Annotated in this window: 14 protein-coding genes; 10 read left to right on the forward strand and 4 right to left on the reverse strand. The window is 46.9% G+C overall.

The genetic code is table 11. From position 1 onward, the window contains the following. The 4 genes from gyrB to dnaA form a co-directional block, all read right to left on the reverse strand. The coding region (gene gyrB / locus AC4PME_RS15885; RefSeq protein ID WP_491226102.1) for a DNA topoisomerase (ATP-hydrolyzing) subunit B at positions 1-1864 on the reverse strand (1864 nt) is incomplete at its 3' end. A 10-nt stretch (positions 1865-1874) separates the two neighbouring features. Beyond that, complete coding sequence (gene recF / locus AC4PME_RS15890) at positions 1875-2963, reverse strand: DNA replication/repair protein RecF (protein WP_119499415.1); 1089 nt, start codon at positions 2961-2963, stop codon at positions 1875-1877. A 69-nt stretch (positions 2964-3032) separates the two neighbouring features. Further along, entirely contained in the window at positions 3033-4136 is a 1104-nt protein-coding gene (dnaN, locus tag AC4PME_RS15895) for a DNA polymerase III subunit beta (RefSeq protein ID WP_119499413.1), read from the reverse strand. Positions 4137-4168: 32 nt separating this feature from the next. Further along, the gene (gene dnaA, locus AC4PME_RS15900) at positions 4169-5740 is read right to left on the reverse strand and encodes a chromosomal replication initiator protein DnaA (protein ID WP_491044878.1); all 1572 of its coding nucleotides are present in this window, start codon (positions 5738-5740) and stop codon (positions 4169-4171) included. A 618-nt stretch (positions 5741-6358) separates the two neighbouring features. On the opposite strand from dnaA, the gene rpmH reads away from it, so the two are divergent. The 10 genes from rpmH to mnmG form a co-directional block, all read left to right on the forward strand. Beyond that, positions 6359-6493, forward strand: coding sequence for a 50S ribosomal protein L34 (gene rpmH, locus AC4PME_RS15905; RefSeq protein ID WP_014290886.1), 135 nt, complete (start codon positions 6359-6361; stop codon positions 6491-6493). A 15-nt stretch (positions 6494-6508) separates the two neighbouring features. Further along, entirely contained in the window at positions 6509-6865 is a 357-nt protein-coding gene (gene rnpA, locus AC4PME_RS15910) for a ribonuclease P protein component (RefSeq protein WP_490710425.1), read from the forward strand. Then, positions 6853-7101 (forward strand): membrane protein insertion efficiency factor YidD, encoded by a 249-nt coding sequence (yidD, locus tag AC4PME_RS15915; protein WP_119503569.1) that lies wholly within the window; start codon positions 6853-6855, stop codon positions 7099-7101. Before rnpA ends, yidD begins: the two co-directional genes overlap by 13 nt. Before the next feature lie 10 nt (positions 7102-7111). Further along, positions 7112-8776 (forward strand): membrane protein insertase YidC, encoded by a 1665-nt coding sequence (gene yidC / locus AC4PME_RS15920; RefSeq protein WP_474880258.1) that lies wholly within the window; start codon positions 7112-7114, stop codon positions 8774-8776. 58 nt (positions 8777-8834) lie between these two features. Then, positions 8835-9317 (forward strand): YajQ family cyclic di-GMP-binding protein, encoded by a 483-nt coding sequence (locus tag AC4PME_RS15925; RefSeq protein WP_119503223.1) that lies wholly within the window; start codon positions 8835-8837, stop codon positions 9315-9317. A 1-nt stretch (position 9318) separates the two neighbouring features. Continuing rightward, positions 9319-10707, forward strand: a complete 1389-nt coding sequence (mnmE, locus tag AC4PME_RS15930; protein WP_119503222.1) for a tRNA uridine-5-carboxymethylaminomethyl(34) synthesis GTPase MnmE — start codon at positions 9319-9321, stop codon at positions 10705-10707. A 2-nt stretch (positions 10708-10709) separates the two neighbouring features. Then, on the forward strand, positions 10710-11144 hold the full coding sequence (mioC, locus tag AC4PME_RS15935) for an FMN-binding protein MioC (protein ID WP_119503221.1): 435 nt from the start codon (positions 10710-10712) through the stop codon (positions 11142-11144). 6 nt (positions 11145-11150) lie between these two features. After that, complete coding sequence (locus AC4PME_RS15940) at positions 11151-11813, forward strand: DnaT-like ssDNA-binding domain-containing protein (RefSeq protein WP_119503220.1); 663 nt, start codon at positions 11151-11153, stop codon at positions 11811-11813. A gap of 5 nt (positions 11814-11818) precedes the next feature. Further along, positions 11819-12637 carry an ATP-binding protein gene (locus AC4PME_RS15945; RefSeq protein WP_119503219.1) on the forward strand — a complete coding sequence of 273 codons (819 nt, stop codon included), beginning with the start codon at positions 11819-11821 and terminating at the stop codon, positions 12635-12637. Between the two features lie 661 nt (positions 12638-13298). Next, positions 13299-14970 (forward strand): tRNA uridine-5-carboxymethylaminomethyl(34) synthesis enzyme MnmG (mnmG, locus tag AC4PME_RS15950; protein ID WP_491224452.1); only part of this gene is annotated, 1672 nt, incomplete at its 3' end.

Genomic DNA, 14970 nt, shown 5'->3' on the forward strand with positions numbered 1-14970 from the left:
GATCTTCGTGTCTCAATGTTGGAGAATATATTAAACGGTACAGAATCGCCGGTGGCATGAGACGGTGAAGACGCTTGATCATCTTTTCTACAGACTGATATTGCTTCACAAGATTCTCAAGAGCAACACCGGAAATGCCCGGAGCATCTTCACTGGTAAACAGTGCTGAACCATCAATAGCGATATTTGTCAGGTAGTTTGTCAGTGCATCTTCGTCTTTCAGATACTGTTCCTGCTTACCCTTTTTCACTTTATAAAGTGGTGGTTGAGCAATATAGACGTATCCACGCTCGATGATTTCAGGCATCTGACGATAGAAGAATGTAAGCAGCAACGTACGGATATGCGAGCCATCCACGTCCGCATCGGTCATGATAATGATGCTGTGATAACGCAGTTTCTCGGGATCGTATTCGTCACGACCGATACCGCAACCTAATGCAGTAATGAGGGTTGCGACTTCCTGAGAAGACAACATTTTGTCAAAACGGGCTTTTTCTACGTTCAGGATTTTACCTTTTAACGGCAGAATAGCCTGATTTTTTCTGTTACGACCCTGCTTGGCGGAACCACCTGCAGAGTCACCCTCCACTATATACAGTTCAGATAGTGCAGGATCTTTTTCCTGACAATCAGCAAGTTTACCGGGCAGACCAGCCAGGTCCAACGCTCCTTTACGACGCGTCATTTCACGAGCCCTGCGGGCGGCTTCACGAGCCCGTGCTGCATCGATAATTTTCGAAGCAATGATTTTACTTTCGTTGGGGTTCTCGAGCAGGAAATCAGCCAGCTTTTCGTTCATCGTTGACTCAACCGCATTCTTCACTTCTGAAGAAACCAGTTTGTCTTTTGTCTGTGATGAAAACTTAGGATCAGGTACTTTAACAGAGATAACAGCCGTCAAACCTTCACGGGCATCATCACCACTGGCATTAGTCTTAGCCTTTTTATTCAGGCCTTCTTTTTCCATGTAGTTGTTCAGTGTACGGGTAAGCGCACCACGGAAACCGGCTAAGTGTGTACCACCGTCACGCTGTGGAATGTTGTTAGTAAAGCAGAATATGCTCTCCTGGAAACCATCGTTCCATTGCATTGCGACTTCAACAGAAATGCCGTCTTCACGCTCAGTGCTGAAGTGGAAAACCTTCTGGTGGACCGGAGTCTTATTTTGATTAAGGTACTGAACGAAAGCCTGGATACCACCTTCGTACATGAAGTGGTCTTCTTTTCCGTCACGCTCATCTTTAAGGCGAATGGACACACCTGAGTTCAGGAATGACAGTTCGCGTAAACGCTTAGCTAAAATATCATAGTGGAATAAGGTGTCGGTGAAGGTATCAGCACTTGGCCAGAAACGCACAGAAGTACCGGTTTTGTCCGTATCGCCGGTTATCGCCAGTGGCTCTTGTGGAACGCCATGGTGATATTCCTGCTCATGAACTTTGCCTTCACGACGAATTTTCAATTTCAGTTTGCTGGATAACGCATTTACAACCGAAACCCCTACGCCGTGAAGACCCCCCGATACTTTATAAGAGTTGTCGTCAAATTTACCGCCGGCGTGCAGTACCGTCATGATGACTTCTGCTGCTGATACACCTTCTTCCGGGTGCATAGCAGTAGGAATTCCACGACCATTATCTGAAACAGATACTGAACCGTCAGAGTGAATTTGAATCACAATTTCAGAGCAATAGCCTGCCAGCGCCTCGTCGATAGAGTTATCTACAACCTCAAATACCATGTGGTGCAAACCGGTTCCATCGTCTGTATCACCAATATACATACCCGGGCGTTTACGTACGGCATCCAATCCCTTCAGGACTTTAATACTGGACGAGTCGTAGTTGTTTTGCTCTGACATAGTCTAACCTTTACTCCTCGTTCACGTGGCCATGTTCCACGTGAAACATTTTTTTGTCTTTATATTTGCTTATAAACTCGAGTTGTTCACGCTCTATAGCAGTCACAAAAAGCTGCGTGTCCATCGCGACTAACCCGTCTATAAACCGCTCTCGCTTATCTAAATCAAGTTCTGCTCCGACATCATCAAGTAAGAAAATACTGCGTCTTGATGTTTCCTGCTGGAACAATGTTGTCTGTGACAACTGTAATGCAGCGACAGCCATTCTAAGTTGCCCTCTTGAAAGAACTTCCTGCGCCGCAGAACCATCCACTTTAAATCGTAAGTCTGATTTGTGTGGCCCTGAAGTTGTGTAACCTACCTTTGTATCGTAGTCACGTTTTCGCGTCAGGCTTTCAATCAAAGAAGCATCTTTATCCCACCCCTTATAATACGAGATTTCGAGAGAAAACTCAGGTAGAAATTCACTACAAATGGCATTAAATATTGGCTGTAACCGCCCTATGTAGTCTTTTCTCTTCTCACTAAGGTGTTCCCCTACGGTTTGGAATTGTTGCTCCCAATAAGCGTTCTCGGGCGCACTCAGATTTGCTTGTCTCTTAAGTAATGTATTGCGTGTTTTTAGCAACTTTTGGAATGTTTGAAACAGCAAATTGAATTCATGTTCCACGTGGAACAATCCCCAATCGATGAAACGACGGCGTTCTCCGGGTGACCCGATAATGAGGTCAGTACTCTGAGGCGTAAATAATTGAACCGGTATAAGACTAACTAAGTCAGCGAGACGGTGTGAATGGTTGCCGTTTATTGAACAAACAAATTGCTCATGCCTGCTACGCTGTAATCCGATGTTTTTAACGTTGCCATCATCCCCCGCACAGCGGGTGAAAATGCTGAAACGGTCTGCATCATGACGAATAGCAGACTCATGCTTGTTTGTACGAAATGAACGCCCATAACCAAGATAGTAAAGCGCTTCAATAAGAGATGACTTACCACTGCCATTCTTACCACTTATCAGCGTTAAAGAACGGGACGGGATAAACGAAGCGTTTTGAATATTTCGGAAATCAGTCAGCTGGACTTTGTCCAGTTTCATAGGCGTTGCCCGGGGGAAGTGTAAAACAGAGAGACGAAAGCAAAGCTTTCGCCCCTGCTTAAAGATGGTCTACAGACGCATCGGCATGATGACATATAACGCAGCATCATCACCGGCATTTTGGATAAGAGCACTGGAGTTAGAATCAGATAAAGTTAACTGAACTTCTTCTGTCGTCAGAGCATTAAGAACGTCAATTAAGTAAGCGACATTAAAACCAATTTCTAAATCGTCGCCTTCATAGTTCACATCAACAATTTCTTCCGCTTCTTCCTGCTCAGGGTTGTTGGCTGTGATTTTAAGCTCACCACTGGAAAGGTTAAGTCTTACGCCGCGGAACTTCTCGTTCGATAAAATTGCAGCACGGGCAAACGCATCTTTTAATACTGCCTTACTGGCAAGAATAGTTTTATCCCCGTCTTTCGGTAGCACACGACGATAATCAGGGAACCGCCCGTCAACCAGTTTACTAGTGAAAATAAAATCGGAAGAGAAAAGACGAATATGGTTAGCACCTATTTGTACCTTAATAGACTTCTCGTCATCTCCGATTAAGCGGGAAATTTCCAGTACACCTTTACGGGGTATGATCACCTGACGCGCCGGTAAGGATGCACTTTCATAATCCAGCCTGCACAAAGCAAGACGGTGACCATCGGTAGCGACAGTGCGGATAATATGTTCTTCAGTTTCCAGTGACATGCCGTTTAAATAATAACGCACATCCTGTTGCGCCATGGAGAAATGGGTACTGTTGATCAGACGTTTGATGTCAGCTGAAGAAAGCTCAAACTCAACTTCACCTTCCCAGTCTTCAAGATTTGGATAATCACTGGCAGACAGCGTAGATAAAGTGTAGCGACCACGTCCTGCACGGATTAGCGCTTTGCTTCCATCGAGGCTGAACTGGATATCAGTACCGTCGGCAATACCACGGCAAATATCAAATAACTTCTTGGCGGGAACTGTAATTTCACCTTCTTCGTACTCGCCTTCAAGACGGGTACTGGCGATGAGTTCTACCTCGAGATCCGTTCCGGTTAGCCAGAGTGCATCCTCACTAACTTTAATAAGTACGTTAGAAAGAATAGGTAATGTGTGTCTTCTTTCTACTGCACCGGAAACTAACTGTAACGGTTGAAGAAACTTTTCTCGACTGATGGTAAATTTCATTGATTTACTTTCCTGCCTGGAATGTCAAAGATTTATGAGGACAAGGTTCTTATCAGGTTTTTATAGTCCTCTTTTATATCATGACTTTCCTCTCTAAGCTGCTCTATTTTTCGGCAAGCGTGCAGTACCGTAGTGTGGTCTCTGCCACCGAAAGCGTTACCTAATTCAGGTAGACTGTGATTGGTCAACTCCTTAGCAAGCGCCATAGCTACCTGCCTTGGTCTTGCCACACTGCGACTACGACGCTTAGAGAGAATGTCAGCAACCTTAATCTTATAATAATCTGCGACAGTTTTCTGGATGTTATCCACTGTAACGAGTTTTTCCTGTAAAGCTAACAAGTCACGTAATGCTTCACGGACGAAATCGATAGTAATAGGCCGGCCGGTAAAATTCGCATTAGCGATGACACGATTAAGCGCCCCTTCCAGCTCACGAACATTTGAACGCAATCGCTTGGCAATAAAGAACGCCACTTCATCGGGCAGATGAATTTTATTTTCTGCCGCTTTACGCATAAGAATGGCCACCCTGGTTTCAAGTTCAGGGGGTTCTATCGCTATGGTCAGGCCCCAGCCAAACCGGGATTTGAGGCGATCCTCTACCCCGTCAATCTCTTTGGGGTAACGGTCTGAAGTCAGTATGATTTGCTGGTTTCCTTCAAGCAATGCATTGAAGGTGTGGAAAAACTCTTCCTGCGAACGCTCTTTATTCGCAAAAAATTGAATATCATCGATGAGCAAGGCATCTACGGAGCGGTAAAACCGTTTAAAATCTTCTATAGCATTATTCTGAAGTGCTTTTACCATGTCCTGTACAAAGCGCTCTGAATGCATATACACAATTTTAGCACCCGGACGGTTTGCAATAATGCCATTACCTACTGCGTGCAGTAAGTGGGTTTTACCCAAACCAGTACCACCGTATATAAATAACGGATTGTAGGAACCACCCGGATTATTGGCAACCTGAGTCGCAGCCGCTCTGGCCAGCTGGTTTGATTTACCCTCAACAAAATTATCAAACTGATAGGTCGGATTGATATTGCTTTTGTGCTTCATCGCTTCGGGAATGGGGACAACTGCTGGCCCACGGCCGGCTGGTGTATTAGTCCCCGAGTGCTGATGAACAGGTTCAGGTTCGCGATATGCACCGGCACCGGAACTGGCTTTGGTGATGTTCGGAGCATACAGGTTGTCATTTTGCTGTTCATGCGCAACATGCGCGGGGGCATTCACCTCAGGCCGGCTCATCTCTGTCCCTGCGGATGAAAATTGTGCAGGAGGTTGAGAACGGCTGAAAGTACCTGACTGAACAGGAGCCGGTGCCGGTCGACCTGACGGGATGCCGCTGGCAGGTCGGCCTGTACGGGTAGCAACATCTAAATGAAGTTGTGGTGAATCCTGCCCACAAAACTCGGTGAACAGCTCTGTAATTTTATCTCTGTATTTATCTCTCACCCAGTCCAGGACAAAACGATTCGGGGCAAATAACGTCAGAACGTCTGCATCTTCCTGAGCAGTAAGCGGACGTATCCACATACTATATTGTTGGGTCGGCAATTCCTGGCGTAGGCGCTCAAGGCACATATTCCACAGAGACATAATAATGTAGGCTCCAAAAGCTGCTGCAGACGCCAGTAAGACAAAAAACGGCGAAGAGAATACGTATTCCTGATTGAGAAAAAGGAAAAGCAATATTTATTCTGGGTAACAGCGGTGTATGTTGTATTCTAATTGTGATCGCTGTGGATTATCTGATCTTCTGTGGGTAAAGTAAATCACGATCTGGCTCGATCTTCCGGATCAAAAGGCTAACCTATTGAAAGTTAATTCTTATTTTATTTCGTTATATCTCTATCACAGATAATCGCTAAAACACTGTACGCTTGATCAGTCTGTGAGATCCGGGTAAAAAAAGCCACGATCTTTACCGATCATCTATTGACTTGTGGATAAAATTATATTTGCAGACAATTTATTCACAGCGAAATTATGATGAATTGAAATCTTTCCGCAAAGCTGAACAAAATTTCTGCACTATTTTATAAAAAATATGCAGTATAAAGGCGTTTTGGATTGACATCAGGTGCCGGGATCTCTAGAATTCAGCGTCCTTTTTGGATGGGCGGCGTAACATGCTTATCAACGGACACAATGTTTTGTTGGTAAGACTGCTATTTTGCACGTCTGATATTTAACTAGAAAAGTGAGACTTTGGTCATGAAAAGAACATTTCAACCGAGCAACTTAAAGCGCAAGCGTTCTCACGGTTTTCGTGCTCGTATGGCGACTAAAAATGGTCGTAAAGTACTAGCAGCTCGCCGTGCTAAAGGTCGCGCTCGCCTTTCTGCTTAAGAGTACTACCCAAAAGTGGGTGAAAATAATTTTTCCAGGGAGTTACGTCTGTTAACTCCCTCCCACTTTACCCATGTGTTTAATGACGCAACTCCTGCTGTATCCCCTGCTTTTACCTTACTTGCCCGCAAAAACGAATTAGCACATGCCCGTGTCGGGATTACTATTGCTAAAAAACGCGTGCGAAAAGCCCATGACCGCAACAGACTGAAACGTCTCATCAGAGAAAGTTTTCGTCACCGTCGTCACGCACTGCCTGCAGTCGACATTATTGTGGTTGGCAAATCCGGCGCAGATAAACTCACCAATGACGAAATATTTTCTATGTTGGATAAGCAATGGAAAAAGTTAGCAAAACGCTGCGCAAAATAACCATCGCTCTTCCTCTGCTACTGGTTAAATGCTATCAGTGGTTCATTTCGCCGGTTTTGGGACAACGGTGCAGATTTCACCCGACTTGCTCATATTATGCAATTGAAGCATTAAATTCGCATGGATTGCTAATTGGCGGTTGGTTATCGATTAAACGCATATTAAAATGCCACCCTTTCAATCCGGGCGGAAACGACCCCGTGCCGGAATCACGGAATAATAAACACTCAGAATAAAGAGACCTCTATGGAATCGCAACGTAGTTTTCTGTTAATCGGCCTTGCCCTTGTGAGCTTCTTACTATGGCAACAATGGCAACAAGATTATGGCCCGCAACCTGTTCAGCCCGCCGCATCTGAACAAAGTAGCACGAATGCAGGTAGTAACGGTGTACCGTCCTCTCTGCCAGGCAGCGATGATGTGCCGGTTGCTTCTCAGGACGACGTGCCCGGCATGGTACAGGAAGCTAAGCCTGAATCTGCACGTACAGTTCACGTACTTACTGACACGCTTGATCTGAAAATTGATTTAGTCGGCGGTGACGTAGTTAAAGCGAATCTGGTGAAATTTCCGTTGACTCAGGAATCATCAGAAAACTACAGCCTGCTGCGCCCTCAGGATGGTTTGTATATCGCACAAAGCGGTCTGGTTGGTCGTGATGGTCCTGACGGAAATCGTTCAGGTCGTCCGCGTTATGATGCCTCACAACAAGAATTTGTCATGCAGGGCGATACTTTGTCAGTGCCTCTGACATGGCAAAATGCAGATGGCGTGAAAATTACCAAAACCTTTAATTTTACTAAAGGCAGCCACGACATCGCCCTGACCTATACCATTGAGAATAACTCAGGTAATACGACAACTTACCAGCAGTATGCACAGCTTAAACAAACCACACAGGTACCTGATGGCGGAAACATGTTCATGCCGACTTACCGTGGTGCAGCATACGGTAGCGAGGAAGATCGTTATGAGAAGTACACGTTCGACGACATTGAAGATAAAAATCTGAAAGTGTCTACGGAAGCCGGATGGGTCGGTATGCTCGAACATTACTTTGTTTCAGCCTGGATCCCGCCTGCTTCTCAGGTAAATAACCTGTACACCAAACTGGTTCAGAATCAGTACGCCATAATTGGTTTCACCGGTACACCGGTAAATGTAGCCAGTGGTGAAACTGCAACAATCGGTGCAGAGCTGTATCTGGGTCCCAAAGATCAGGACAACCTGGCACAGCTGGCAAATGGCCTGGACCTGACAGTGGACTACGGCATTTTATGGTGGTTGTCACAGCCATTGTTCGCCCTGCTTCAATTCCTGCACAGCCTGGTGGGTAACTGGGGTGTCGCCATTATTCTCATCACTGTTATCGTTAAAGGTGCTATGTATCCGCTGACGAAGAAACAGTATGAATCCATGGCCCGCATGCGAAATCTTGCGCCTAAGATGCAGCAACTGAAAGATCGCTTTGGTGATGATCGTCAGAAAATGTCTCAGGCGATGATGGAACTGTATCGCAAAGAGAAAGTAAACCCGATGGGCGGTTGTCTGCCAATCATCCTGCAGATGCCAATTTTCCTGGCACTTTACTGGGTATTACTGGAAAGTGTTGAATTACGTCACGCAGATTTCTTCCTGTGGATCACAGACCTTTCTGTGAAAGACCCGTATTTCGTGCTGCCGGTACTGACCGGTGCGAGTATGTGGTTACTGCAAAAGCTGCAACCCACTACGGTAACCGACCCAATGCAACAGAAGATCATGCAGTTCATGCCTGTGGCCATGAGTGTGTTCTTCCTGTGGTTCCCGGCCGGTCTGGTACTTTACTGGTTAGTCAGTAATATAATCACCCTCATCCAGGCAAAACTGATTTATGCCGCAATGGAAAAGAAAGGGCTAAAATCTAAGTAACTATCCCGTCATTATCAGCCCGCAATAGCGGGCTGATTCATCTAAGAGAGGTCAAATAATGCCATCTTTCGACATCGTATCTGAAATCAATATCGAAGAAGTCCGTAATGCAACGGAAAACACCCAGCGGGAACTGGCTACCCGTTTCGATTTTCGTGGCGTAGAAGCCAGCATCGAATTTAAAGAAAAAACCGTGACCATGAAAGCAGAGGGTGAATTTCAGGTTCAGCAGCTTGAGTCAATGTTCCGTAACGCCTGCTCCAAACGCAATCTGGATACCAGTATTCTGGATTTAAAAGATTACGATCACCGCGGCAAAACGGTGACCCAGGTCATTACGTTCAAAGAAGGTATCGAGCAGGATACTGCCAAGAAAATTGTAAAGCTTATCAAAGACAATAAAATCAAAGTGCAGACCGCCATCCAGGGCGATCAACTGCGGGTCACCGGTAAGAAGCGTGATGACTTACAGCAGGTTATTGCACTGGTGCGCAGCTCCGATTTAGGCCAGCCGTTCCAATTTAAGAATATGAAAGACTGATATGCACCCTATTGCCTCCTCACAAGATACCATCGTCGCACAAGCTACAGCCCCCGGCCGTGGCGGTGTGGGTATTGTGCGTGTATCAGGCCCGGCAGCAATGGAGATTGCGCAGGCACTGGTACCTGTCACACTGGCTCCGCGCTCTGCGACTTACACGCCCTTTCATAATCAACAGGGCGATGTGATCGATCAGGGAATAGCACTTTATTTTAAAGGGCCGAATTCCTTCACCGGTGAGGATGTGCTTGAACTCCAGGGCCATGGCGGACAAATCGTCATGGATATGCTCATTGATGCTATCCTGGCCTGCGGGAACGTACGCCTGGCTAGGCCCGGGGAATTCAGTGAACAGGCATTCTTAAATGATAAGCTGGATCTCGCTCAGGCCGAAGCCATAGCAGACTTGATTGATGCCAGCTCTAAACAGGCTGCGAAAAGTGCTCTGCGCTCATTGCAGGGAGAGTTCTCCCGCACAATAACCGCTTTGTCTGAGCAAATCATTCATCTTCGTATGTATGTAGAAGCGGCTATCGACTTTCCTGATGAAGAAATCGATTTTCTGTCAGATGGCAAAGTCGCCGGCGATCTGGCTGATATTGTTGAGTCTCTTGCAGAGGTACAGCAAAAAGCCAGACAAGGCTCGCTTTTAAGAGAAGGTATGCAGGTGGTTATTGCCGGTCGTCCGAACGCCGGCAAATCCAGCTTACTGAATGCGCTGGCGGGCCGTGAAAGCGCCATCGTGACAGACATCGCCGGTACTACCCGTGATGTCTTAAAAGAACATATCGACATTAACGGCATGCCGGTGCATATCATCGATACAGCCGGCTTACGGGAAAGTCCGGATAAAGTTGAACAGATCGGTATTGAGCGTGCGTGGAAAGCGATTGCAGAAGCAGACCGCGTGTTATTTGTCGTTGACAGTACAGACACCGCAGTGATCGACCCTTACGAGATCTGGCCTGAATTCATGGCACGGCTGCCTGAAAACATCCCCACGACAGTAATCCGCAATAAGGCCGATTTATCAGCAGAGACTGTGGGCATTCAGCAGCTCACCACACAACATGGCAACGTCAGCGTGATCGGCCTGTCTGCGAGCACCGGTGAAGGTGTGGAATTACTGCGTCAGCACCTTGCCGATACCATGGGTCTGGACACCACCACAGAAGGACAGTTCATTGCCCGCCGCCGTCACCTTGACGCACTGGCGCAGGCAGCAGAACATGTGGATAACGGCCAGCAACAATTGCTCTCACATCTGGCCGGAGAATTACTGGCCGAAGAGTTACGTCTTGCTCATCAGGCACTCACTGAAATTACCGGTGAATTCACTTCAGACGACTTACTGGGTCGTATTTTTTCTTCATTTTGTATCGGTAAATAACTATGTCTAAACATCTGTCAATCATCGTCGGATCTGTACTGGGTGCATCTGAATACGTTGCTGAAGCGCTGGAGCAGGTAGCGCAGTCTGCCGGATTCACTACCACACTGCAGTTCGAGCCGGATCTTGATGCACTTGAAAAAAAGGGGTCATGGTTAATTTGTACCTCAACACATGGAGCCGGCGAGCTTCCACAGAATATTCAGCCTTTTGCCAAGGCCCTGGAAGAAACCGATCTGAGTGGTATAGACGCTTGGGTCGTCGGCCTGGGCGACAGCAGCTATGACACCTTCTGTTATGGTGCCATGGAAATGGAAAAGCGCTTAACTGACGCCGGTGCAACGTTAACCGCGCCGCCTTTGCATATTGATGTACTTAACCATCCTATCCCTGAAGATGTAGCGGTAGAATGGTTTGAACAACAAGTTAAGCAATAACGTTTTATGTTTACCGAAGCAGAATATCACGCCCTCACCTCGCCGCTCTCTAACGACAGCAGAGTGTTATATTGCCTCGGTCTGAAGCCGACAGCAGATCTGAACGCCGGCCGTTCAGATGTCCTCAATTATAAGTTTCTTATCACCCTGTTAAACGGCAACGATCAACAGGAAGATGCCTATACCCGTGGCCAGCAAATCAATACGCTGCTCAGTGAACTGGATCAGGCCGGCCTTATCGCCCTTGAGGGAGAGGCAACCTTTGAGAGCTCTCTGAGCGGCCAGCACGTGTTGTTGCCACTGTGTCGTCACGAACAGGATGACTTTACCCATCTTCACAGACAATACACCGCAATCCACGGACGCTGGCGTCCTGACCCTGCGCTGTTTGAAGAAATGGCAAACCTTATCGGGCTTATCGATCGTGAATTCGGTGATGAAGATATTGGTGAATTTGTATCCTACTGGCTGGGCCGGCCGGATGCCGTTTTCAGCCACTTCCAGTGGACACAGAAATTTGCTTATGCCATCAAAAGAAAACGGATGACGACCGGCCATACCACAACCAAAAAAGTGGGAAGTCAAAGTGTACCCGTTGCAGCAGGCATAGAAGCAGACGATAATGCCAGAAAGCTGGTGGAAAAATACGCCTCACAAAAGAAGAGCTGAATGTCATGCAATCGTTAAAAGATAAGCTTAATCAGTTGGCCCGCGCCATGGGCAAACCGGAAGTTAAAGACGGTTTTACAGAATACGAAACGCTCAGAAAAGAGTATGAGCGTAAAGCGAATGAGGAAGTCCGCCAGTTACAGCAGGACAGTAAAAAACAACGCATCACAGATCTGCACGGCCGCTCTGATCTGAATCCCCGCTGGACCTTCGCAAATCTGATTGAAGACAGTGAAGACGTGATTGAAGCGGTCAGTATCGCCCAGTCATTTATTGCTGCGCACAGTGACAGAGAGTGGCGTCAGGCCGGTTCTCACATGATGTTATTCTACGGTGACTATGGCCGCGGAAAATCACACATCGCCGGGGCTATTGCCCACGAACTCATTGAGCAGTACGAGATAACGGTATTATACCGTCAGCTGTCCACACTGATGGAAATGCGTCATTTCTCCTTCGATTTCGGTTCACAGGATAATATAGGTCAGCGCTTCCGCGAAGCCCACCAGGAATTGCTGGATGTGGACTTGCTGATCCTTGATGAAGTCTGTGTGAATGAAAGTATGCTCAAAAAGAACCAGCAAAGCTGGCTCGGTAATCTGCTCAGACAACGTCTGGTGAACAAGAAAAACTGTATTTTGATCACCAACCACAATCTGACTGAACTCGAACTGGCGTTAGGTAAGTACTGTTTTGAGTCGATTAAAGAGTATGACACCTATAAGGTGCGTTTTTCCGGCCCCAGCCGCCGTGATGGTCTGGTTAATGATGAACAGCCTTCTGAGACGCAGCAGACACGTTATCAGCCCAATCAGGTACGCTGAGGCGAGCTGAACGGAACCGGGTTTTACAGGAAAAGCGTCATAATGACGCTTTTTTTTATTTCTTTTTACCTTCGGGTCACGAAACGAAACAGAAAAAAGGATCGTGGATAAGTGTGCGATCATGTGATCTTGTGGAAAAGATCTAATCACAGGAAGATCACCTTTCAAACACGCGTAAAACAGGGATTTATGCGATCATAAAGTGATCGTTGCCGACAAGTTATCCCCAATCGGATCACATCTTGATCACGCCTGTGGATAGGATCCTGTAAACCACTGTGCATAAGCTCTGATCACGAAAAGAATAACTTTTCTCAAGATTTCGATTGTGGATAATATACCTGGTTATGCACATGATCCCGGGCGGGTTATGATCGGCTCTGTACCGAACTTATTCTTTCCGTAAGATCATGATCTAAAGAACGAAAAAGCACTTACTCACAGATCTTCGCGATCCTAATAAATATAAAAATAAAGATCTTAAAAGAGATCTTATATTCTATAAGCCGGAAGCCTTTTCCGGCTCCAAAGTGAATTGCAGAAAATTTAACCATTTTAATCAGGCAATAAGTCAGCTAAAATACGCGCCCTTTTTCTGACGGCCCGTACAGCTAAAGAAATATACGATTAACTACATTCCCCGTGTTATGTGAGGTTCAACATGTTTTATCAGGAAGCATTCGATGTCATCGTTGTGGGTGGTGGTCATGCCGGCACCGAAGCAGCATTAGCATCTGCCCGTATGGGTGCAAAAACACTGTTATTGACACATAACATGGAAACCATCGGACAAATGTCCTGTAATCCTGCAATCGGCGGGATCGGAAAAGGCCATCTGGTTAAAGAGATCGATGCCTTAGGTGGTGCAATGGCACTGGCAATTGATCAGGGCGGGATCCAGTTCAGAACACTGAATTCAAGTAAAGGCCCTGCTGTGCGTGCAACCCGCGCCCAGGCTGACCGGACACTGTATCGTCAGGCTATCCGTAATGTGGTAGAAAACCAGCCAAATCTGTCGGTTTTCCAGCAAAGCTGTGATGACCTGATCGTAGAGAATGATCGCGTGGCCGGTGTGGTTACCCAGATGGGTCTTAAATTTAAAGCCAAAACGGTTGTCCTGACAGTGGGCACATTTCTTGGCGGTACCATTCACATTGGTCTTGAAAACTATCGTGGTGGCCGTGCCGGTGATCCGCCGTCACTGGCTCTGGCAGAACGTCTGCGTGCATTACCCTTCAGAGTGGAGCGTCTGAAAACCGGTACCCCTGCCCGTCTGGATGCCAGAACGCTGGATTTCAGCGTTATGCAGGCACAACCCGGCGACACCCCTGTACCGGTATTCTCGTTTATGGGTAACCGTGAAATGCATCCGCAGCAGATCAGCTGTTACATCACCCATACTAACGAAAAAACTCATGATATTATCCGTGGTGGTCTGGATCGCTCACCCATGTTTACCGGTGTCATTGAAGGTGTTGGCCCGCGTTACTGTCCGAGTATTGAAGATAAGATCACCCGTTTTGCTGATAAAGACTCTCACCAGATCTTCGTGGAGCCGGAAGGGCTTAACAGTATCGAGGTATATCCGAACGGTATTTCAACCAGTCTGCCCTTTGATGTTCAACAGGCGCTTATTCACTCGATCCGTGGATTTGAAAATGCTCATATCATCCGTCCTGGTTATGCCATCGAATATGATTTCTTTGATCCGCGGGATCTGAAGCAAACGCTGGAAACTAAATTTATCGGCGGACTTTTCTTTGCCGGACAAATTAACGGCACCACCGGTTACGAAGAAGCCGGCGCACAGGGACTGATGGCAGGGGCCAACGCAGCACTGCAGGTTCAACAGAAAGATCCGATGATTTTACGTCGCGATCAGGCTTATATGGGTGTACTGGTTGATGATCTTGCGACCATGGGAACCAAAGAACCTTACCGCATGTTTACCAGCCGTGCTGAATATCGTCTGCTGTTACGGGAAGATAACGCAGACAGTCGTCTGACAGCGCTAGGCCGTGAAATCGGACTGGTTGATGATGCACGCTGGGCAGCGTTTAACACGAAGATGGAAGCCGTTGAACTCGAGCTGCAACGTCTGCGCGGCCAGTGGGTGCATCCTGATCACAAAGCAGTGCCGGAGCTCAACACGTTGCTTAAAAATCCCGTGAGCCGTGAACACTCTTTTGAAGAGCTTATCCGGCGTCCGGAAATGTCCTATAACGCGCTGATGAACATTGACGGTATCGGGCCTGGTATTGACGACCCTGTTGCTGCTGAGCAAGTGGAAATTCAAATCAAGTATGCCGGTTATATCGCCCGTCAGCTGGATG

Source organism: Alteromonas sp. (genome assembly GCF_984505615.1).

What these genes read in the sequence shown, in the direction of transcription:
- recF (WP_119499415.1), bottom strand. Translation starts at nt 2,963, where the DNA reads ATGAAACTGGACAAAGTCCAGCTGACTGATTTCCGAAATATTCAAAAC.
- dnaN (WP_119499413.1), bottom strand. Translation starts at nt 4,136, where the DNA reads ATGAAATTTACCATCAGTCGAGAAAAGTTTCTTCAACCGTTACAGTTA.
- dnaA (WP_491044878.1), bottom strand. Translation starts at nt 5,740, where the DNA reads ATGTCTCTGTGGAATATGTGCCTTGAGCGCCTACGCCAGGAATTGCCG.
- rpmH (WP_014290886.1), top strand. Translation starts at nt 6,359, where the DNA reads ATGAAAAGAACATTTCAACCGAGCAACTTAAAGCGCAAGCGTTCTCAC.
- yidC (WP_474880258.1), top strand. Translation starts at nt 7,112, where the DNA reads ATGGAATCGCAACGTAGTTTTCTGTTAATCGGCCTTGCCCTTGTGAGC.
- AC4PME_RS15925 (WP_119503223.1), top strand. Translation starts at nt 8,835, where the DNA reads ATGCCATCTTTCGACATCGTATCTGAAATCAATATCGAAGAAGTCCGT.
- mnmE (WP_119503222.1), top strand. Translation starts at nt 9,319, where the DNA reads ATGCACCCTATTGCCTCCTCACAAGATACCATCGTCGCACAAGCTACA.
- mioC (WP_119503221.1), top strand. Translation starts at nt 10,710, where the DNA reads ATGTCTAAACATCTGTCAATCATCGTCGGATCTGTACTGGGTGCATCT.
- AC4PME_RS15940 (WP_119503220.1), top strand. Translation starts at nt 11,151, where the DNA reads ATGTTTACCGAAGCAGAATATCACGCCCTCACCTCGCCGCTCTCTAAC.
- AC4PME_RS15945 (WP_119503219.1), top strand. Translation starts at nt 11,819, where the DNA reads ATGCAATCGTTAAAAGATAAGCTTAATCAGTTGGCCCGCGCCATGGGC.